This window comes from Rhodococcus sp. AC861 (assembly GCF_979256035.1).
Window position 1 is genome coordinate 99481 of the sequence record NZ_CEEDMW010000005.1, and the last position, 21136, is coordinate 120616.

At 66.8% G+C, this 21136-nt stretch carries 17 protein-coding genes and 1 tRNA gene; 9 read left to right on the plus strand and 9 right to left on the minus strand.

The window, feature by feature from the left end:
* Window positions 1-5: 5 nt before the first annotated feature.
* The 4 genes from ftsE to prfB all read right to left on the minus strand — a co-directional run bounded on the left by ftsE (window position 6) and on the right by prfB (window position 3213).
* Window positions 6-695: a cell division ATP-binding protein FtsE gene (gene ftsE / locus AC0IX4_RS16750; RefSeq protein ID WP_042573275.1), complete on the minus strand. Its 690-nt coding sequence runs from the start codon at window positions 693-695 to the stop codon at window positions 6-8.
* Between the two features lie 53 nt (window positions 696-748).
* Entirely contained in the window at window positions 749-1198 is a 450-nt protein-coding gene (locus tag AC0IX4_RS16755) for a hypothetical protein (protein WP_471830011.1), read from the minus strand.
* On the minus strand, window positions 1195-1995 hold the full coding sequence (locus tag AC0IX4_RS16760) for a mechanosensitive ion channel family protein (RefSeq protein ID WP_082042899.1): 801 nt from the start codon (window positions 1993-1995) through the stop codon (window positions 1195-1197). Before AC0IX4_RS16760 ends, AC0IX4_RS16755 begins: the two co-directional genes overlap by 4 nt.
* A 102-nt stretch (window positions 1996-2097) precedes the next feature.
* A complete protein-coding gene (gene prfB, locus AC0IX4_RS16765) occupies window positions 2098-3213 on the minus strand; it encodes a peptide chain release factor 2 (RefSeq protein ID WP_042573272.1) in 1116 nt (371 codons plus the stop codon).
* Between the two features lie 57 nt (window positions 3214-3270).
* On the opposite strand from prfB, the gene AC0IX4_RS16770 reads away from it, so the two are divergent.
* The 4 genes from AC0IX4_RS16770 to AC0IX4_RS16785 all read left to right on the plus strand — a co-directional run bounded on the left by AC0IX4_RS16770 (window position 3271) and on the right by AC0IX4_RS16785 (window position 7136).
* Complete coding sequence (locus AC0IX4_RS16770; RefSeq protein ID WP_471830013.1) at window positions 3271-4095, plus strand: inositol monophosphatase family protein; 825 nt, start codon at window positions 3271-3273, stop codon at window positions 4093-4095.
* A gap of 45 nt (window positions 4096-4140) precedes the next feature.
* Window positions 4141-5553, plus strand: a complete 1413-nt coding sequence (locus AC0IX4_RS16775) for an acyl-CoA dehydrogenase family protein (RefSeq protein ID WP_471830014.1) — start codon at window positions 4141-4143, stop codon at window positions 5551-5553.
* Between the two features lie 31 nt (window positions 5554-5584).
* Window positions 5585-6805 (plus strand): acyl-CoA dehydrogenase family protein, encoded by a 1221-nt coding sequence (locus AC0IX4_RS16780; protein WP_042573269.1) that lies wholly within the window; start codon window positions 5585-5587, stop codon window positions 6803-6805.
* Window positions 6806-6926: 121 nt separating this feature from the next.
* Window positions 6927-7136, plus strand: a complete 210-nt coding sequence (locus AC0IX4_RS16785; protein ID WP_042573268.1) for a hypothetical protein — start codon at window positions 6927-6929, stop codon at window positions 7134-7136.
* A gap of 116 nt (window positions 7137-7252) precedes the next feature.
* Here the strand turns inward: AC0IX4_RS16785 and AC0IX4_RS16790 are convergent.
* A tRNA-Met gene (locus AC0IX4_RS16790) sits at window positions 7253-7329 on the minus strand.
* A 475-nt stretch (window positions 7330-7804) separates the two neighbouring features.
* Here AC0IX4_RS16790 and AC0IX4_RS16795 point away from each other — a divergent pair.
* On the plus strand, window positions 7805-8335 hold the full coding sequence (locus AC0IX4_RS16795; RefSeq protein WP_471830016.1) for a transglycosylase family protein: 531 nt from the start codon (window positions 7805-7807) through the stop codon (window positions 8333-8335).
* A gap of 1070 nt (window positions 8336-9405) precedes the next feature.
* On the opposite strand, the gene AC0IX4_RS16800 is transcribed toward AC0IX4_RS16795, so the two are convergent.
* Window positions 9406-12396, minus strand: coding sequence for a UPF0182 family protein (locus tag AC0IX4_RS16800; RefSeq protein WP_197074682.1), 2991 nt, complete (start codon window positions 12394-12396; stop codon window positions 9406-9408).
* A gap of 177 nt (window positions 12397-12573) precedes the next feature.
* Here AC0IX4_RS16800 and AC0IX4_RS16805 point away from each other — a divergent pair, with 177 nt between their 5' ends.
* Window positions 12574-13206 (plus strand): PPA1309 family protein, encoded by a 633-nt coding sequence (locus AC0IX4_RS16805; protein WP_471830017.1) that lies wholly within the window; start codon window positions 12574-12576, stop codon window positions 13204-13206.
* Window positions 13207-13209: 3 nt separating this feature from the next.
* Here AC0IX4_RS16805 and AC0IX4_RS16810 read toward each other — a convergent pair whose 3' ends face one another.
* Window positions 13210-14247: a YlbL family protein gene (locus AC0IX4_RS16810; RefSeq protein WP_042573266.1), complete on the minus strand. Its 1038-nt coding sequence runs from the start codon at window positions 14245-14247 to the stop codon at window positions 13210-13212.
* A gap of 102 nt (window positions 14248-14349) precedes the next feature.
* On the opposite strand from AC0IX4_RS16810, the gene AC0IX4_RS16815 reads away from it, so the two are divergent.
* The 3 genes from AC0IX4_RS16815 to AC0IX4_RS16825 all read left to right on the plus strand — a co-directional run bounded on the left by AC0IX4_RS16815 (window position 14350) and on the right by AC0IX4_RS16825 (window position 18145).
* Window positions 14350-15729, plus strand: coding sequence for a zinc-dependent metalloprotease (locus AC0IX4_RS16815; protein ID WP_471830018.1), 1380 nt, complete (start codon window positions 14350-14352; stop codon window positions 15727-15729).
* Between the two features lie 122 nt (window positions 15730-15851).
* Window positions 15852-16745: a TOMM precursor leader peptide-binding protein gene (locus AC0IX4_RS16820; protein WP_471830020.1), complete on the plus strand. Its 894-nt coding sequence runs from the start codon at window positions 15852-15854 to the stop codon at window positions 16743-16745.
* 89 nt (window positions 16746-16834) lie between these two features.
* A complete protein-coding gene (locus AC0IX4_RS16825; protein WP_042573264.1) occupies window positions 16835-18145 on the plus strand; it encodes an ABC1 kinase family protein in 1311 nt (436 codons plus the stop codon).
* A gap of 22 nt (window positions 18146-18167) precedes the next feature.
* Here the strand turns inward: AC0IX4_RS16825 and AC0IX4_RS16830 are convergent, their stop codons facing one another.
* Entirely contained in the window at window positions 18168-18455 is a 288-nt protein-coding gene (locus AC0IX4_RS16830) for a WhiB family transcriptional regulator (RefSeq protein ID WP_056069101.1), read from the minus strand.
* Window positions 18456-18976: 521 nt separating this feature from the next.
* Window positions 18977-21100: an ATP-dependent DNA helicase UvrD2 gene (locus tag AC0IX4_RS16835; protein ID WP_042573262.1), complete on the minus strand. Its 2124-nt coding sequence runs from the start codon at window positions 21098-21100 to the stop codon at window positions 18977-18979.
* Window positions 21101-21136 lie beyond the last annotated feature (36 nt).

The window sequence follows — 21136 nt, forward strand, 5'->3', positions numbered from 1 at the left end:
ATCGATCAGCGACCGACTCCGTACACGCCCCGCGCCTCGTCGCGCACCACACGGCCGTTGTCCAGTTCCACGACCCGACGGCGCATCGAATCGACGATGTGGTTGTCGTGGGTCGCCATCAGGATCGTGGTGCCGGTGCGGTTGATGCGCTCGAGCAGCAGCATGATGTCCTGGCTGGTGTCGGGGTCGAGATTGCCGGTCGGCTCGTCCGCCAGCAGCACCAGGGGACGGTTCACGAAGGCCCGCGCCACGGCGACGCGCTGCTGCTCACCACCGGACAGCTCCGTCGGGAGTCGATCCGCCTTGCCGGACAGTCCGACCAGTTCGAGGACCTCGGGAACGGTGCGCTCGATGACGTTGCGGGGCTTGCCGATCACCTCGAGGGCGAAGGCGACGTTCTCCGACACGGTCTTGTTCTGGAGCAGTCGGAAGTCCTGGAACACGCAGCCCATGCTCTGCCGGAGCTTCGGCACACGACGACCGGCGAGCTTGTTCACGTGGAAGTCCGCGACCGTGATGTTGCCCGAGGTCGGCATCTCCTCGCGCAGGAGAAGCCTCATGAACGTCGACTTCCCCGACCCGGACGCACCGATCAGGAAGACGAACTCGCCCTTGTCGATGGAAACGGTCACTTTGTCCAACGCTGGACGAGTCGACGACTTGTAGGACTTCGAGACGTTCTCCACGCTGATCACGGGTCGCCAGTGTAGCCGCGCGCCCCGACAGTGCCCCTACCGCGACGCGCGGGTCAGTTCGTTCCGGTCGGCAACGGCAGGCCCGGAATCGTCGGGAGCTGGAAGCCGGGTGCGCGCGTCGTCGTCGGCGCCACGCCGGTCGTCTGCTGCTGTCCGGACGGGACCGCGGTGTCGTCACCCGGAACAGTCGTGGTGACGGTGGGTGACGGTGTGGTCGTGGTCGGGAACACCGTCGTCGTCGGCGCGTACGTCTGCTCCGGCTCCTCCGTCGGAGTGATCGACGTCGGGGTGGGCGGAACGTACACGGGCGAATTCTCGTTCTTCGTGGGATCGAAGCGCACGTTGTTCCACAGCACGAGCACCAGGAAGAAGACGACCACCATCACGACCGTCGTCGTCCGGAATCCGCCGAGGATGCGCGCGGGAATCCGCGACATCCATCCCGGGCGCAGACTTCGCCGCCATCCGACGTCCTGACCGGTGCCGGGTTCGTTCGAGGTCACTGCTCCCCTCCCACTGGTCGATCGGCGGACAGTTCGGGCGAGACGGTGATGCCGTCGTTGCGCAGGGTGATCGCGATGCGGGCCCGCAACTCCCGCCCCACCTCGAACTGCTTTCCGGGGAGGGTGCGCGCCACGATGCGGAGGTTGACCTGGTCGACCTCGATGCTCTCGACACCCATGACGGTCGGCTCGTCGAGCAGCAGTTCGGACAGTCGCCTGTCCTCGAAGGCGTCGACTCCGACGGATTTGAGCAGCTCCGTCACACGGGACAGGTCGGCCGTCGGGGGCACCGGTACGTCGATGACGGCTCTCGCCCAGTCCTTGGACAGGTTGACCGCCTTGACGATCTGCCCGTTCGGGACGGTGATCACCTCACCCTCCGCCGACCGGACGCGCGTCACGCGGAGTGTGACGTCCTCGACGGTGCCGATGGCGTCCCCGGCCGTTCCGGTGATCGCGAGTTGCACCACGTCTCCGTAGCCGTACTGCCGCTCGGTGATGATGAAGAAGCCGGACAGAATGTCCTGCACGATGCGTTGCGCACCGAAGCCCAGCGCCGCGCCGAGCACGGTGGCCGGAGCGACGAGGCTCGTGATGGGAAAGCCGAGTCGCTGCAGCACTCTGATCGCCACCAACACGTAGATCATCGCGATGACGACCCAGGTCACGACCTGCGCGACCGAATGCCGATGCTTGGCCGCCTCGGTCCGGACCAGGGCGTCGGTCTGCTGGTAGGTGCGATCGATCCGGCCGGTGATCTTTCCGCCGGCCCATCCCACGGCCCGAGCGGCGAGCATGCCGCCGAGGATCCACAGGATGATCTCGAGAAAACTGTTCTGCAGCCAGAAGACGAAGTCGGGTGGTGCCAGTGAACCCACAGTGGTGTGCCTCGCCTGTTCCTACGACTCGTCGGTACGCATGCGCCAGCGGATGCCCGATTCGATGAATCCGTCGATGTCGCCGTCGAGCACCGCGGACGGGTTGTTGACCTCGTACTCGGTACGCAGGTCCTTCACCATCTGGTACGGGTGCAGCACGTACGAGCGCATCTGGTTTCCCCACGAGCTGCCGCCGTCGCCCTTGAGCGCATCCATCTCCGCGCGCTCTTCCTTGCGCTTGACCTCGAGGAGCTTGGCCTGCAGAACGCGCATCGCCGACACCTTGTTCTGCAGCTGCGACTTCTCGTTCTGGCAGGTGACGACGATGCCGGTCGGAATGTGGGTCAACCGGACGGCGGAGTCCGTGGTGTTGACCGACTGGCCGCCGGGTCCGGACGACCGGTAGACGTCGACGCGGATGTCGCCCTCGGGGATCTCGATGTGATCGGTGGTCTCCACGACGGGGAGCACCTCGACCTCGGCGAAGGAGGTCTGACGTCGACCCTGGTTGTCGAACGGGCTGATGCGCACCAGGCGGTGCGTTCCCTGCTCGATGGAGAGGGTGCCGTAGCTGTACGGGGCCTTGACCGCGAACGTCGCGCTCTTGATCCCCGCCTCCTCCGCATACGACGTGTCGTAGACCTCGACTCCGTAGCCGTGCTTCTCGGCCCACCGGATGTACATGCGCATGAGCATCTCGGCCCAGTCGGCGGCGTCGATGCCGCCGGCACCGGAGCGGATGTTCACCAGAGCGTCGCGCTTGTCGTACTCACCGGACAGCAAGGTGCGCACCTCCAGCAACTCGATGTCGGTGTGCAGCGAGATCCGTTCGGCGTCGGCCTCGGCGTGTGCCTCGGTCGCAGCGTCGCCCTCCTCCGCCTCGGCCAGCTCGTAGAGGACCGGAAGGTCGTCGAGCCTCTGACGCAGCGCTTCGACGCGGCGGAGCTCGGTCTGCGCGTGCGACAACGCGCTGGTCACCTGCTGGGCGTGGTCCTGGTCGTTCCACAGTTCGGGGTCGGCAGCCTGGTGCTCGAGCTCGTCGATCCGGCGGCGGAGTTCCTCGATGTCGAGCACCGACTCCACGGTCTTGAGGGTCGTGTCGAGTTCGGCGATGTCAGCGGATACGTCAGGATGCACGCGCCCGAGGTTACCGGCAACGGCCCGATGGCCTGTACCGCAGTAACGTCCCACCCCGTGACCGACCTCGCCGACGATCTCGCCCTCGCCCTCCGCCTTGCCGACGCCGCCGATGCCATCACCACCGCCAGGTTCCTGGCAGTGGATCTGCGCATCGAGGACAAGCCGGATCTGACCCCGGTCTCCGATGCCGACCTCGCTGTCGAGACCGAGGTCCGCCGCCTCCTGTCCGATGCTCGCCCGGCGGACGCGGTTCTCGGTGAGGAGTTCGGCGGCGACGCCGTTCTGTCGGGACGGCAGTGGGTGGTCGATCCCATCGACGGCACCAAGAGCTTCGTTCGCGGCGTTCCCATCTGGGCGACCTTGATCGCGTTGCTCGTCGACGGTGTCCCCGTGGTGGGTGTCGTCAGCGCCCCGGCGCTGAAGAGGCGATGGTGGGCCGCCGACGGGCTGGGGGCACACGCGCGTTTCGACGACGAGGACGCACGAGCTCTGTCGGTGTCCTCCGTGGGCACGACCGGTTCGGCCAGTCTCGGCTTCTCCAGTCTCTCTGGGTGGAAGGACGCCGGGTTACGGGAGCAGTTCATCGATCTGACCGACGAGGTGTGGCGCGTCCGCGGGTACGGCGACTTCCTCTCCTACTGCCTGGTGGCGGAAGGGTCGATCGATATCGCCGCCGAGCCCGAAGTATCACTGTGGGACCTGGCCCCTCTGGACATCCTCGTCCGCGAAGCAGGGGGACGTTTCACCGCGCTCGACGGAACTCCCGGGCCCCACGCCGGCAGCGCGGTCGCGACGAATTCACGCCTGCACGACGCGGTACTGGATCGACTGACGCGCCGAACCTACTCGACGGTAGACACGCAACTTACCGCCGAGTAAGATAGCAACCGTCCACGACCGAACACCGAGAAACAGCTGGTGATCATGACGAAGAACGACAGCGCTCCCACCACCAAGACAGAGACGTCTCGGCGCCCGGTGCGCGATACGTCCGCGGTCGGGCTCAACCCGATCAAGCGCGACGCCATCGGCACCGCCATGCGGGTTCTCACCAAGCTCTCGGGCTCCGATCTGGCCGAGAAGTACAACCTGCGCCAGACGATCGACCGGGTGACGTACGAGAGCACGAAGACCGGGTTCAAGACACTCGGCGCGGCGACGAGGACCTTCTCGAAGGTCTCCGGCACGGGCAAGCCCGCGCGGCTCCCCGAGGCGTCCACCAAGAACCTGGACTACTTCGACCTCACCCCGGACGACGAGCAGAAGATGATCGTCGAGACGGTGCTGGAGTTCGCCGAGGAGATCATGCGCCCGGCCGCGCACGACGCCGACGAGGCCGCGGCCTCCCCCGGTGATCTGGTCACACGCGCCGCCGAGCTCGGCGTGACCCTGATCAACGTGCCCGAGCAGCTCGAAGGTGTGGCCAGCGAACGCGGCGCCGTCACCAACGCGCTCGTCGCGGAGGCCCTGGCCTTCGGCGACATGGGCCTCGCGCTGCCGATCCTCGCACCCAGTGGTGTCGCCGTGGCTCTCACTCAGTGGGGTACCGACGCGCAGCAGAAGACGTACCTCCCGTCGTTCACGGGCGAGAAGGTTCCTAGCGCTGCACTCGTGGTCAACGAGCCGCGTGCCCTGTTCGACCCCTTCGCGCTGCAGACCAAGGCCGTCCGCTCCCCCAGCGGCTACAAGCTGACCGGCGTCAAGAGCCTCGTGCCGTCCGCCGCTGCCTGCGAACTGTTCATCGTCGCAGCAGAACTCGACGGACGCCCGGCACTCTTCATCGTCGAGTCGGACAGCAACGGCCTGTCGGTGGAGGCAGATCCCAGCATGGGACTGCGCGCCGCCGGCATCGGACGCCTGCACCTCGACGGAGTCGCGGTCCCCGAGGCCAACCTCCTCGGCGACGGTGATGCCGACTCGCACGCATCCGACTACGCCGACGCGATCCGCCTCGCACGTCTCGGATGGGCGTCGATGGCAGCCGGCACCTCGAAGGCAGTCCTGGACTACGTGGTCCCCTACGTCAACGACCGCACCGCATTCGGTGAGCCGATCAGCCATCGTCAGGCCGTCGCCTTCATGGTGGCCAACATCGCGATCGAGCTCGACGGACTGCGTCTGGTCGTCCAGCGAGGCGCATCGCGCGCCGAGCAGGGCCTCTCGTTCGCCCGTGAGGCATCGTTGGCCCATCGTCTGGCCACCGACAAGGGCATGAAGATCGGTCTCGACGGAGTCCAGTTGCTCGGTGGGCACGGATTCACCAAGGAGCACCCGGTCGAGCGCTGGTACCGCGACCTCCGAGCCGTCGGCGTCGCCGAGGGCATCGTCCTGATCTGATCCGACACCCACCCTTTCGATAGGAAATCTCATGATCAATCTCGAACTTCCTCGCAAGCTCAGGGCGTCGGTCAACCAGGCACACCAGGTCGCCGCCGAGATCATGCGCCCCGTGTCGCGCAAGTACGACCTGGCGGAGCACGCCTACCCGGTCGAGCTGGACACGATGGCCGCCATGATCGAAGGCATGAGCGACGCCGGTGGCGAGATCGGCGGCGCCAAGGGCGGCCGCGCATCCGGCACCGACGGCCCCAAGCCGAGCAAGACCGCAAATGCCAACGGCGGCAACATGTCCGCACTGGTCAACGTCATCGAGACCTGCTGGGGCGACGTCGGTCTGACGCTGTCCATCCCGTACCAGGGTCTCGGCAACTCGGCCATCGCGGCCGTCGCCACGGACGAGCAGCTCGAGCGCTTCGGTAAGGTATGGGCCTCGATGGCCATCACCGAGCCCAGCTTCGGCTCCGACTCGGCTGCTGTCAGCACCACCGCGGTGCTGGACGGAGACGAGTGGGTTCTCAACGGCGAGAAGATCTACGTCACCGCCGGCGAGCGCTCGACGCACATCGTCGTCTGGGCCACCGTCGACAAGAGCAAGGGCCGTGCGGCGATCAAGTCGTTCGTCGTCCCGCGTGACGCACCGGGCCTGTCCGTCGCTCGCCTCGAGCACAAGCTCGGCATCAAGGCGTCCGACACCGCAGCCCTGCTGCTGGACAACTGCCGCATTCCCAAGGACAACCTCCTCGGTTCGCCCGACGTGGACACGGACAAGGGATTCGCGGGCGTCATGCAGACGTTCGACAACACCCGCCCTCTGGTCGCCGGCATGGCTATCGGTGTCGCGCGCGCTGCTCTCGAAGAGCTCCGCACGATCCTGACCGACGCCGGCGTCGAGATCGACTACGACGCTGCGACCTACAACCAGTCCGCTGCCGCGGCGGAGTACATCCGTCTCGAGTCCGACTGGGAGGCCGCGTACCTGCTGGCTCTGCGTGCGGCATGGATGGCCGACAACAAGGAGCCCAACTCGCTCCAGGCGTCGATGTCCAAGGCCAAGGCCGGTCGTAGCGCGACCGACATCACGCTGAAGGCCGTCGAACTGGCCGGCACGCTGGGCTTCTCGGAGCACCTGCTGCTCGAGAAGTGGTCGCGCGACTCGAAGATCCTCGACATCTTCGAAGGCACGCAGCAGATCCAGCAGCTGATCGTCGCCCGACGCGTTCTGGGAAAGACGTCCGCACAGCTGAAGTGATCCACTGATCCATCGATAGGCCCGGCACCCGTGGTGCCGGGCCTGTCGTCGTCCGCGGCCACCGACGACCACGCTCTGGCAAGGTGGAGCGGGACGGAGCATGCATACGAGGAGGACAACGATGTCGGACTGGGCGAAGAAGATGGAAGACAAGGCCAAGGGCCTCGTCGCGGAGGCGGAGGTGGGTCTCACCCACCTCGAGGGTGCAGACGCCGTCGATCTCGACGAGACGGACGGATCAGAGGGCAGTACGGATGCCGGCGGCGACGTCGACGAGAACGACGCACCGAGCACGGGCATGACATCGGCGGATCCGGACATCTCCCACTAGGCCTACCGCTGGGGCATCGCGCCGTCCCGTCGGGGCGGCGCGGGCAGTCCCTTCATCGGCTGCCCTGGACACAAAGCAAGAGGCCCGACAGTCTGTGACTGTCGGGCCTCTCGTGGTGGTAGCGGGGACAGGATTTGAACCTGCGACCTCTGGGTTATGAGCCCAGCGAGCTACCGAGCTGCTCCACCCCGCGTCGGCATCAGGAGGCTTTCGACTCCGTCTGCGTGGCAAGCTGTACTGCGTTCTTGCTGAACAAGAAGTTACCGGACGGCATCGGCCAATTGCAAATCGCCTGCTGAGCAACGACATCGACTGCTTTCGAGGGGTATCGAGGTGACCGGGGTCTCATTTCCGCGGTGTTCCCCCTCACATAACGAAGCGGTCACGAAGTGAACACAGACGGGTACATATCAACCGTGACCTGCGGAGATCTCACAAAACCGCCCAGATGACGGGTTCGCACCTCACATATCGGCCAGGTGACGCGTCGTGATCGTTCCGTTACCGTCGCGCTCGGCCCACAACAAGGGCCAGGCCGACCCGCCGCTGGATTCTTCTGCCCCGCGGGATCGGAGACCCGAATCGACGGGGGCAGGGACAGAGCGGACCACGCAGGCTGCACATGCCTGCGCGCTCATGTCGACCAGCGCGGAGAGGATCTACCCCGCATGACCACTGCACGTAACTTCACCACCCGCGCACTCGGATGGGCCGCCGTCACCGGCGCGGTCGTCGCAGCACCACTCGTCCTCAGCGCAGGCACCGCCTCCGCAGCGCCCGCCCACAACTGGGACGGCGTCGCACAGTGCGAGAGCGGCGGCAACTGGGGAATCAACACCGGTAACGGCTACTACGGTGGCCTGCAGTTCTCGCAGAGCACCTGGGCAGCCAACGGTGGCTCCGGCACCGCATCCAACGCTTCCAAGGCCGAGCAGGTCCGCGTCGCCGAGAACGTCCTGGCGACCCAGGGTGTCGGCGCGTGGCCCGTCTGCGGCCAGTACCTCTCGTCCGGCAAAACGTCGGCCGCCGAGGCGCCCGCACCGGCCCCCGCTCCCGCGCCTGCTGCACCGGCCGCACCGGCGCCGGTCCAGTCGGTCGTCGAGCAGGGCGCAGCCCTGGCGAACCAGTACGGCGTCGGCCAGCAGTTCCAGGACTTCGTGGCCGCCAACTCCGGCGTGCTCGCGGCACTCCCGCAGTAGCACCACCCAGCATCGCCGTAAGCGGGCGCACCCCATCGGGTGCGCCCGCTTTCGTGCGCTGTGGGTGGTGTGGTGCTGCGCGGGGGTGTGCACCGCTTCTGGTGACCGCACACCCCTGGCAGCCGGCTGGAGAGGGTGTGCGGTCACCACGAAAGGTGTGCACTCGGCCAGGCCACAGCGCGCGTGTTGCTCGCACCGATGCTGCACGAGGTGCGCACACCCTCAGCATGAACCGCACACCCCTCGTAGCCGGCTGGAGAGGGTGTGCGGTCACCACGAAGGGTGTGCACTGGGCCAGGCCATGACGACGCGTGCCGCTCGCACCGGTGCTGCACGGGGTGCGCACACCATCAACGCGAACCGCACACCCCTAGCAGCCGACTGGAAAGGGTGTGCAGTCACCACAACGGGTGTGCACTCGGCCAGGCCACAGTGACGCAGGCTGCTGGCGCCCAGGCGGCGGTGCTGTTCGCGCCTGCGCACCCGTGCTGAAACGGGTGCACACACCCCATCTGCGAACCGCACACGCTTTGCGGCCGACTGGAGAGGGTGTGCAGTCACCACAACGGGTGTGCGCTGGGCCGGGCCACGGCGCGAGTGTTGCTCGCACCGGTGCTGCACGGGGTGCGCACACCATCGATGCGAACCGCACACCCCCAGCAGCCGGCTATAGAGGGTGTGCGGTCACCACAACGGGTGTGCGCTGGGCCCCCGGCCACAGCGACCCGTGCTGCTCGCGCACCGCACCCGCGTGCTGCACGGGGTGTACACACCCTCAGCATGAACCGCACACCCCCAGCAGCCGACTGAAAAGGGTGTGCGCCCACCAGAAGGGGTGTGCGCTCACCAGAAGGGGTGTCCACTCCCCAGGCAGCAGAGGTGCATCTCGTCGAACCACTACGCACCGGTGCTGCATGAGGTGCGCACACCGCCACCACCAACCGCACACCCCCAGCAGCCCACTGCAGAGGGTGTGCGCCCACCACACCGGGTGCACACCTGCCGAGCCACCACACAGCAACGCCCCGCCCTCATGAGTCGAGGGCGGGGCGTCGCGAGAGCAGGGGCGACTATCCGCCGGTGCTGTTGTACTGGTCGATCGCACGCTGCAGGTTGTCGAACGCCGTGCCCAGCTGAGCGAAGTCGCCCGACTGCTGGGCCGTACGCACGGCAGCGAGAGCACTGTTCAGATTGGTCACCGCTGCGTTCCTGTCGGCAGGTGCAGGCTGGGCCGGAGTGGTCGGTGCCGGAGTCGTCGAACCCTCGGTGGGCGCCGGCGTGGTCTGGGTCGACCCGTTGTCGGGCTGAGGCTCCGTAGCTTCACCACCGGGTGCTGTGGCCACCGAACCCGTGCCGGTGTCGAACACCTGCGTCAGCGCTCCAGCCAGCGTGGCCGAATATCCCACGCGCACACCGCCTCCCGCACCCGGCTCGCGATAGCTCACGAGGACGCGGGACAACTGCGGGAACGTCGAGGTGTTCGTCGTGTTGCGCTCGGTGTAGAGCGGCTCGACGTACAGGATCCCGCCGTTGGCGATGGGCAACGTCAGCAGGTTGCCGTACTGGATGCGGTTCGACTGCTGCAACAGGGTTCTGTCCGACGCCACACGCGTGTCGGACGTCATCGAGTTCTGCGCCTGCTGGGGGCCCTGAGTCTGTGTCGCCGTGGGCAACTGCAGAACCGTGAACTGGCCGTAATTCTCCGGATCCGACCGCACGGAGATGTACGCGGACAACAACTCTCGGTTGAAGCCGACCATGGCGCTCGTCAGCCTGAACGACGGTTGCCCGGTGTCCGGATCACCGATCAGCACGTAGTACGGAGGCTGGTTGAGGTTGGTCCCACCCTCGACGGTCGGGTCGCTGGGAACGGACCAGAACGCGTTGTTGGTGAAGAACTCTCCGGGATCGTTGACGTGGTACTTGGCCAACATCTCGCGCTGGACCTTGAACAGGTCCTCGGGGTAACGGAAGTGCTGACGCAATTCGTCGCTGATGGCCGACTCGGGCTGCACGGCACCCGGGAAAGCGCCCATCCATGCGGCGAGGACCGGATCGTTGTCGTCGACCTGGTAGAGGTTCACCGAGCCGTCGTACGCGTCGACCGTCGCCTTGACCGAGTTGCGGATGTACGACACCTCGTCACGTGGGAGGAGCCGACCGGTGTTGGCGTCGACACTGTCCTGCACGAGCCCCTCGAGCGAACTGCGCTGCGCGTACGGGTACTGGTCTAGGGTGGTGTACGCGTCGACGATCCAGACGATCTTGCCGCCGACCACCGCCGGGTAGGAGTTGCCGTCCGCGGTCAGCCACGGAGCGACCTTCTGGACACGCTCACGCGGATCGCGGTTGAAGATGATCTTCGAATCGTCGCCGATGGCACCCGAGAACAGGATGTTGCGCTCGGTGTACTTCGCGGCGAAAGCCAGTCGGTTGAACCAGTTGCCGATGCCGACACCGCCCGAGCCGGTGTAGGTGTAGCGCGAACTGTCGGTGTCGTACTCGCGACCACCCTGGTCCTGCCCACCGCCCACGATGGCGTAGTCGGGATTGGACGACGCGATGACCTCGCCGTAGTAGATGCGGGGCTGCTCGACGGGGATGACCTGGTCGGCCGCTGCCTGCGACGCGAGGTCGCTGACCGTGTAGATCGGGTAACCCGAGTTGCTGTTCGACTCGGTGTCGGTGCCCTCCTGCACAGCCGCGTTGACGCGGTTGGCCGGTGCTGCGACGAACCCGTTGCCGTGCGTGTACACGGTGTGGCGGTTGATCCAGTCGGTCTGGTTGCCGGTCAGGCTGTTCGGCGACAGCTCACGAGCCGCGACGATGTAGTCCTGCAACTGTCCGTCGATCTCGTAGCGGTCGACGTCCAGCGTCGCCGGGAACCCGTAGAAGTTCTTCAGCTGCTGCTGCTGGGTGAAGGTGCGCGAGAGAACGTTCGGGTCCAGCAGACGAGTGTTGGCAATAGTCGTCTGGTCCGCCGGGACATCGCGGGGCGATGCGGTCCCGTCTCCCGAGTAGTCCTCGTACGTCACCGTGTCGTCGGTGATGCCGTAGGCGGCACGCGTCGCCTCGATGTTCCGCTCGATGTACGTCCGCTCCTTGTCGGCAGCGTTGGGGCGCACCGAGAACTGCTCGACGACCAGCGGCCAGACGGCGCCGACCAGGATCGAGGACAGGACCAGCAACGCGGTCGCGAGAGCGGGAATGCGGAGGTCGCGCAGGAAGATCGCCGCGAAGAACGCACCCGCACAGATGACGGCGATGGCGAGGAGGATCAGCTTCGCAGGCAGAACGGCGTTGATGTCGGTGAAGCCGGGACCCGTGAACGTGGGTTCCTTACGACTGCTCGACAGCAACGCGTACCGGTCGAACCAGTACGCCACGGCCTTCAGGACGACGAACGTGCCTGCGAGGACGGCGAGTTCGATGCGCGCCGAGCGCGTCAGCGCACCTTCGCGGCCGCTGAGACGCAGGCCGCCGAAGATGTAGTGCGTCACCAAGGCGGCGAAGAACGCCAGCACGACGGCGACGAACAGCCAGTTCAGGATGGAGCGGTAGAACGGAAGGTCGAAGGCGTAGAAGCCCACGTCGAGCCCGAACTGCGGGTCCTGCACCCCGAACGAACCGCCGTGCAGGAACATCTGCACGGTGACCCAGTTGCCCTGTGCGACAAGGCCGGACAGCAAACCGACGACGACCGGGATACCGATGCCGAAGATCCGCAGCCGCGTCATCACCGTCGTGCGGTAACGGGCGATCGGGTCGTTGGGTCCTGCGGTGGGGACGAACACCGGACGCGACCGGTACGCCACGGTCAGGGCGGCGAACACCGTGCCGCCGACGATCACCGCGACCACGAGGAACGTGATCGACCTGGTCAGCAGAACCGTCGTGAAGACGTTCCGGAAGCCGACCTCTCCGAACCAGAGCCAGTCCGTGTACGTGTCCACCAGCCGCGGGCCGATGAGCAACAACGCGGCGAGTACCAGCGCCAGGACCAGCAAAGTTCGACTTCGCCTCGACAACGACGGTAAGCCGGTCGGTTGCCTCATACCCACGTGCCACACTCCATGTTTCCCGCGCGTTCGCCCCGTGACACCACCGTGACGACATCGCATGTCCGTTTTCGACCACTGTACGTATGCCGCGGACGAAGACTGTCCGAGCCGTGGCGACGACCATGACTCTAGCGGTCGGTGCAAGGATGGACGCGTGAGCGGAAACAGGTATGCATCGTGACCGAAAGCGAGTGGTTCGACCCCGAATCGGGTGACGCACAGGCCGAACGTGCCCTCGTGCGCAGTGTGCGGGAAGTCGTCGACTACGTCGATGCCGGCGGGTGGGATCAGCGACCGCAGCTGTTCGCGCTCGTCCCGACGGCCGATCTGGCCGCCGCCGAGCCCAGCCTGCTCGACCAGCTCGAGGACGGCACCGAACTCACCCCCGTTGCGCAGGAGCGCCTCCCGGCGGATGTGGCCGGCGGGTCGCACGCTCTCGACGAGTTCCTGGGGACGACGACATGGCCTGCCTCCGTGGCGGGGTGCGCTCTCGTCCAGGAGATCGTCGTGCTGCCCCCGGACGCCGAGTCCGACCTCGACAGCGCGCTCGCGCCGTTGCTCGCGGACCGTGACGCAGCGGATCAGGCAGCACGACTGGCTGCCGAGGAGCATCCCGAGCGCCGGGACGGACGCCTCATCGTCGCTGTCCTGCGGGACGGGCCGTCGATAGCTCTGCTGCAGTTACGTCCCGACGAGGAGGACGACGGCTTCGGTGATCCTCCGGAACTGTTGACCTACGAGAACCTCGCCCCCAACGTCATCGCGGCTCTGCACGCCACCCTCGACGCCGTCGAGGACGACGACTTCTGACGGTCAGGAGCAACTCGGCGCATCGCCGCCGGACGTCAGCGAGTCGAGCGAGTCGATGGCGTCGTCGAGGCTGGTCACGCGGACCAGTCGCAGACCGTCGGGGGCGCGAGTCAGCGCTTCGGCGCAGTTGTCGGCGGGGACCAGGAAGATTGTCGCGCCGGCCTCCCGTGCAGCGACCAGCTTGTACGGGATACCGCCGATGGGTCCGACTTCTCCGTCAGCGTCGATGGTGCCGGTGCCGGCGACGAACTGTCCTCCGCTGAGGTCACCCGGACCGAGCTTGTCGACGACGGCCAGCGAGAACATCAGGCCTGCCGACGGGCCGCCCACGTCGGCCAGGTTGAACTGGACCGTGAACGGCACATCGGGGGTCTCTTCCGGCGTGATGCCCAGGTACCCGCGCTGTGCATCGTCCGGTCTGGCCGCCACCGTCACGGACTCCGTGGCGGGAGTCCCGTCTCGGGTCACGTCGATCGACACCGCCTCGCCCGGTGTGGCGGCCCCGACTGCCTTCTGGACGTCGGCCACGGTTGAGACAGGAGTGCCGTCGATCGCCGTGATGCGGTCACCCTCCTGCAGGATGCCGGTCGCCGGACCGTCGTCACCCACCTGCGAGACGGACAGGGATGTCGGGAGGCCCAGGTGGTTCAGTGCGGCAAGTTCGGCGCTGTCCTCCGACTGTGCGAAATCGGCCTGATTCGCGCTCTCGACGTCCTCCCGGCTCTGATCGGGAGGGTAGATCTGGTCGCGCGGAACGAGACCCTGACGGCCGCTGAGCCACAGGCCCAGCGCGTCGAACACGGTCAGTTCGTCCCGGACCGCGACGGTCGTCATGTTCAGGTTGCCGGAGGGCTCGTCGACACCCGTCCCGCCGACATCACCCTCGATGTCGACGACCGGCTTCCCGTCCACCTCGCCGAGGGTGTTGAACGTGGGGCCCGGGCCCAGGGCGGCGAACGGCACCGTGACAGCGGATCCGAGGACACCGAGCACGAGTACCGGGAGCAGTGCGACCAGCAGCGTCGCGATCCGTCGATTCACGTCACCACACTAGAGAACGGCTCGGACATCACCGTCACGGTGTTCGCGCTCGGCGCACCGCGCGACCCTGTAGAACCACTGCCGGGCTTGTACCGTTGAGGCATGAGTAACAGCCCTTTCGGATTCTCCAACTCCGACGACGACCCCGACAAGGACAAGGGGTCCGGTGGCGGTCCCGGTACGCCCGGGGGCGGTGGGGGCGCGTTCGGATTCGGCGCGGAAGGCTTCGACCCGGCCGCGCTGGGCCAGATGTTCACGCAGATGGGGCAGATGTTCAGCGGCATGGGGACCGGTGGCGCGAGCGGCCCCGTGAACTACGACGTCGCCCGCAAGCTGGCACTGCAGCAGATCGGATCCAGCACGCCCGTTCGTGAGGGATCCCGGACCGCCATCGTCGACGCTGCTCACCTGGCCGAGCAGTGGCTGAACGAGGCGACCATCCTCCCGGCCGGCGCGAAGCGCACCGAGGCATGGACGCCCGAGGAGTGGCTGACCAACACTCTGGACACCTGGAAGCGGTTGTGCGACCCGGTCGCCGAGCAGATCTCCGGCATGTGGACGTCCGCGCTGCCGCCGGAAGCTCAGCAGATGGTCGGCCCGATGATCGGCATGCTCGGTCAGATGGGCGGGATGGCCTTCGGCTCGCAGCTGGGGCAGGCGCTGGGCCAGCTGGCGAAAGAGGTGTTGACCTCGACCGACATCGGGCTCCCGCTCGGACCGTCCGACACCGCGGCGCTTCTCCCGTCGGCCGTGGCCGCGTTCAGCGAGGGCACCGAGCTCCCCGAACGCGAGGTCGTGGTCTTCCTCGCCGCCCGCGAGGTGGCTCACCACCGTCTGTACTCCCACGTGCCGTGGTTGCGCCAGCGCGTCCTCGCCACCGTCGAGGAATACGCGCGCGGCATCCGCATGGATTTCGGTGCCATCGAGGACGCTGCTCGTGGCATCGATCCGTCGGCACTCACCGATCCCAGCCAGCTGGAGAAGATCCTTCAGCAAGGTGCATTCGAGCCGCAGACCACGCCCGAACAGAAAGCCGCACTGGAACGTCTCGAGACGTTGTTGGCGCTCGTCGAGGGGTGGGTCGACACAGTCGTCACCTCTGCCCTCGGGGAGCGTCTTCCCGGCGCATCCGCGCTGTCGGAGACGATGCGGCGGCGCCGTGCATCCGGCGGACCCGCCGAGCAGACGTTCGCCACCCTCGTCGGACTCGAGCTGCGTCCCCGCAAGGTACGCGAGGCGTCGAACCTGTGGCGCACGTTGACCGAGACCGCGGGCATCGAAGGCCGCGACGGCGTGTGGGCACACCCCGACCTGCTCCCCGACGCCTCGGACCTCGACGAGCCCTCGTCGTTCGTCGACCGGATGGTCGGCGGCGACACCGGAACGTTCGACGATCCCATCGCCCAGCTCGAGGAGTTCGAGCGCAAGCGTGCTGCCGAGAAGGCCGAGGGCGACGACGAGAACGGGCCCGCGCCTGCCTGATGTCCCGACCTGGCCTTTCCGGGTTCGCGGACCCGGTAAGGCCAGGTCACGGGGTTGCAGCCTGTGGATAACGTCGTCCGTCCGAGACGCACCGACCGAGCCTGCCTGTCATCGTCGGGTCCATGACCGATGCTGTGGCCGAATCAGACTCGTCACCCGCGCCCGAGACGGTGACAGCACGAGCGCGCCGGGACGGTGTGCCGTTCGTGAACGACTCCCTGACATTGCTCCCTAGACGGGACGGGACGCTGCAGGTCGGATGGCATCCCGATGCGCGTTTCGTGCTGGAACCACCCGCCGGAGTGAGCGCGTCGGTCATGGCATCCGTGCTGCGTTCCATGGACGGACGCCGGTCGATTCCGGAGATCTACTGGTCCGCGTCGGAACTCGGCGTGGATGCGTCCGTGTTGACCGAGATCCTGGCGGAGCTCGAGAGGTTCGGCATCGTGGAACGTCGGCGTCCGTCGCCGACCCGCATCGCGGCCGTCCTGGTCCTGGGCCGCGGTCCACTTGCCGACGCCGTCGCGATAGGCCTGTCATCTGGTTGCAGGGTTGCTCGACGGCACGTGACACTCCCCCGCGACCATGCCGAGTTCGACTGCGTCGTCGTCGCCGATTCGGTGGTGTGCGCCCCGGAAGTCGCCCGAGCACTGATGACGTACGGGATCGCTCACCTTCCTGTCCGATCACGCGACGGAACCGGCGTCGTCGGACCGCTCGTCCTACCGGGCCACACGCCGTGCCTGGAATGCGTCGAGTTGACCCGCTGCGACTACGACCGCGAGTGGCCTCACCTGGCAGCCCAACTGCTCGGCAGCATCGGGTCGGCATCGGGCCCGACCGTCACGGCGACGGCAGCGTTCGCCGCCGCACAGGTGATCCAATTCACGGAGGCTCACGCGGAATCCCCCGCGCCCGCGACGATCGGCCACAGCATCGAGGTGGACACCCGGGCGGCGACGGCCCGCCGACGCCGGTGGACGAGGCACCCACTGTGCAGTTGCGGACGACGGTGAGAAGCCGAATCCGATGTGAGGTGTCACCGACCGTGTCGCCCGCAGGACCGGTCGCGGCGCATCGGCGAAACGTCAGACATGATGGAGGCATGCCCGACATCCCCCGCAGGAGTTCCGCACGGACCGCCAAGATGGCAAGCATCCCCATCGGGATGGCCGGCCGAGCAGCCATGGGATTCGGGCGCAAGCTCGCAGGCGGAAATCGCGCCGAGATCGACGCCGAGCTCAGCGCGAAGGCTGCGCAGCAGATGTTCGCGGTTCTCGGTGAGCTGAAGGGCGGGGCCATGAAGTTGGGGCAGGCCCTCAGCGTCATGGAGGCCGCCGTTCCGGACGAGATGGCCGAGCCCTACCGCGAAGCTCTGACCAAACTGCAGGCCGAGGCTCCGCCGATGCCCGTCTCGACAGTGCACCGCGTCATGGATCAGCAGCTGGGAACCGGGTGGCGTTCGCGTATCACCGAGTTCGACGACACGGCCACCGCATCGGCCAGCATCGGACAGGTGCACCGAGCGACATGGTCGGACGGTCGCGACGTGGCCGTGAAGATCCAGTACCCGGGGGCCGACGAGGCCCTGCGCGCGGATCTGAAGACACTGTCCCGCTTCGTCGGCATCCTGGGCACGATCGTCCCGGGCACCGACGTCAAGGCAGTTCTGGACGAGATGTCGGCGCGGACCGAGGAAGAGCTGGATTACCGCATCGAGGGCGAGAATCAGCGTGCCTTCGCGAAGGTCTACGACGGTGACGAGCGCTTCGCGGTGCCGCGCGTGGTCGCCAGTTCCCCGAAGGTCGTCATCTCCGAGTGGATGCACGGGACGTCGATGTCGTCCATCATCGCGAGCGGAACCGTCGACCAGCGCAATGCGGCGGGCGAGAATCTGGCCCGGTTCCACTTCGAATCCGCTGCCAGGGTCGGACGTATCCACGGGGACCCGCACCCCGGAAACTTCAAGCTTCTCGACGACGGTCGACTCGGTGTCATCGATTACGGTGCGTGCCTGACTCTGCCCAACGGACTCCCGCCCGAGCTGGGTCGGATGGTCAGACTGTCACGCGACGAGAAGTTCGACGAGCTCACCGAACTGCTCAAGGAGAACGGATTCGTCATTCCCGGGCGCGAGGTGACCGAGCAGGAGATCGCCGACTACCTGCGTCCGTTCACCGATCCCATCAAGACCGAGTCGTTCCACTTCACGCGGAAGTGGTTGCAGGGCACCGCCGGTAAGGCTGCCGACTTCAGCGGCCCCCAGTTCCGCACCGCGCGATCGTTGAACCTCCCTCCCCGGTACGCGGTCATCTTCCGAGTCCTGCTCGGGTCCGTCGGAATCTGCGCCCAACTGGACGCGAATGCTCCGTACATGGCCATCCTCACCGAATGGATGCCCGGTTTCGTCGAGTAGTGGAGCCCCACCCCTGCCGCCGTCATGCGCAGACGACGGCCGGGGTGGGAGCTACCGCGTTCTTGCGCGGGCGTCCGCGAGAACGCTTGCGAGCGATGACAACTCCCTGATCGAAGATCTCGCCGCCCCACACACCCCAGGGCTCCGCCCGGTCGAGTGCCGCGTCGAGACACCCCGATCGGATGGGGCAGTGCGCGCAGAGCTGCTTGGCGCGTTCGAGCCTGTCCGGTGACTCGGCGAACCACAGGTCGGGATCCGCACGGCGGCAGGGCAATTGCGTGGCGAGCTCGGTGATGTCGGTACGGTCCATGGTCGGCTGATCGAGCGCGACACTGTCTGTGCGGCATGTCGTCCGAGTAGCTGCGGGTGACACGTCGTTCTCCTCTTCTACGTCGTTTCACGGTGATGATGTGTGCGGTGACTGCGAAGTCCGTGAACGAAAGTCGAAGGGTTCTCCTACGACGAAGGCCACGGATCGCGTATGCGAATCCGTGGCCTCCGGTCAGGAAAGCTGTGTGGTGCCTATCGAGATCTCTCCCGACGAGCACCGATACTCACGAATTCACTCTGCGTCCGGCGTCCGCGATGACGGCGGGCAACCAGTGCCCCACCCACAGCGGACAGAACGGGGCTGTATTCCGACGTCCGGGCGGCGAACGGCGACGCATTCTGCGGCATGCACAATGCAGCGTTCGGGGCCAGTGCTGATTTCTGGAAGATCTTCACGGGTGACACCTCCTTCGCCGGACAGTCGAATTCGATCGGGTACGAAACACACAGTAAGCGGCGACCGAATTCGGCACAACCTTTTTTCTACCTGCGGTGATGCAGTCAGTCGCTCGCAGAGAGTCGAGCATCGACAAGAGCCAGGACGTCGGCTCCGAACCGTTCCAGCTTCTTCGCACCGATACCCGGGATGGCGACCAGGCCTCTGTCGTCGCGCGGACGCTGCTCCGCGATCGCGGTCAGCGTGTTGTCACTGAACACCACGTACGCCGGGACCTTCAGTGCCTTCGAGGTTTCCGATCTCCATGTCCGCAGCGATTCGAGCAACGGGATGTCCACGTCCGACGGGCAGTTCTCGCATCGACCGAGCATCGTGGCGACGGTCCCGATGACCTGTTTGCCGCACACCCGGCAGACAGGACGTTTCTTGTTCACGGTGGGGGCCGCGATGCGCGATGCCGGGGACGAATCCGGGACCAGATCCACGAGGAAGCGAGACCGCCGTCGTGATTTACGTCCGCCCTCGTTGCGCGCGAGGGCCCACGACAACTCGAGATGTTCGCGCGCACGGGTGACGCCCACGTACAGCAGGCGCCGCTCCTCCTCGACCGCTGCCTCGTCGGGAGCCGAATTGCTGTCTCCGAGAGCATGACTGATCGGCAACGTGCCGTCGGTGAGACCTACCAGGAAGACGGCGTCCCACTCGAGACCCTTCGCCGCGTGCAGCGACGCAAGAGTCACTCCTTCGACCACCGGAGGGTGACGCGCCTCGGCGCGCGCGGCGAATTCCCGCAGCAGGCCGTCGAGATCCAGGTCCGGTACCTGAACGACCAGGTCTTCGGTGAGCGTGACCAACGCCCGCAAGGCGGCCCACTTCTCCCGCGCCTGCGCACCGTTCGGTTCGGTCGCGCCGAGACCCAGCGGTGCCAGAACCGCTTCCATCAAGCGCGGCAGTCCGGCGCCCGATCGAGCGTCGTCGGGGAGATCGTCCCTGGCCGCACTGGTGCGCACGGCGGCGATGGCCGACCGCACGTCCTGCCGCTGGAAGAAGCTCTCACCACCTCGAACCTGGTACGGCACAGCCAGATCCGTCAGCGCTTTCTCGTGCGCCTCGGAGTGGGCATTGATGCGGTACAGCACCGCGATCTCCGACGGGCGCGTCCCGGTCCGGATCAGGCGCTGCACCGTCCTGGCGACGCCGGCAGCCTCGGACACCTCGTCGTCGTACTCGACGAACGTCGGCTCGGGACCCGCCGGTCGCTGGCCGATCAGCTGCAGCCGGGTACCCGCGATACGACCCTTCGCCGCACCGATGACCTTGTTGGCCAAACCGACCACCTGGGGCGTCGACCGATAGTCACGCTCGAGCCTGACGACGGTGGCATCGGGGAACCGGCGCGAGAAGTCGAGCAGGAAGCGGGGCGACGCACCGGTGAAGGAGTAGATCGTCTGGTTGGCGTCACCGACCACCGTGAGGTCGTCCCGGTCCCCCAGCCACGCATCGAGCACTCGTTGCTGGAGCGGCGTCACGTCCTGGTATTCGTCCACCACGAAGCAGCGGTAGCGCTCACGGAACTCCTGCGCCACAGCCGGACTGTTCTCGAGCGCAGCGGCCGTGTGCAGCAGGAGGTCGTCGAAGTCGAGGAGGACCGCATCGGGATCACGGTTCTTGAGTTGCTCGTACCCCTCGTACACCGCGGCCACCCGGTCCGCGTCGGTCGGAGTGTCGCGGTGCAGGCGCGCTGCCGTGGCGGCGTAGTCCTCCGGCGCGACGAGGGACGCCTTCGCCCACTCGATCTCTCCCGCGAGGTCCCGCACACTGTCCGTCGACGTCGATGCACCCGCCGCCGACGCGGCCTGCCCGACGATGCCGAACTTACGGTCGAGCAATCGCCAGTCGGTGTTGCCGACGACCTGCGGCCAGAAGTACTTGAGCTGGCGCATGGATGCAGCGTGGAACGTTCGAGCCTGGACCTGCCCCTCGGAACCGTGGATGCCCAGGCTCCGGAGACGCTCACGCATCTCGCCCGCAGCGCGGGCCGTGAACGTCACGGCGAGGACCTGGCCGGGCTTGACGTGCCCGTCGGCGATCAGATGAGCGATGCGTCGAGTGATCGTCCGGGTCTTGCCCGTACCCGCGCCGGCCAGCACGCAGACGGGACCACGGGGAGCGAGAACAGCGGCCGCTTGTTCCGGGTCGAGTCCCACCACCGCGTCACTGTCCTTCACGAGTCCATCATGTCAGCCCGCACCGACACTCCCGCT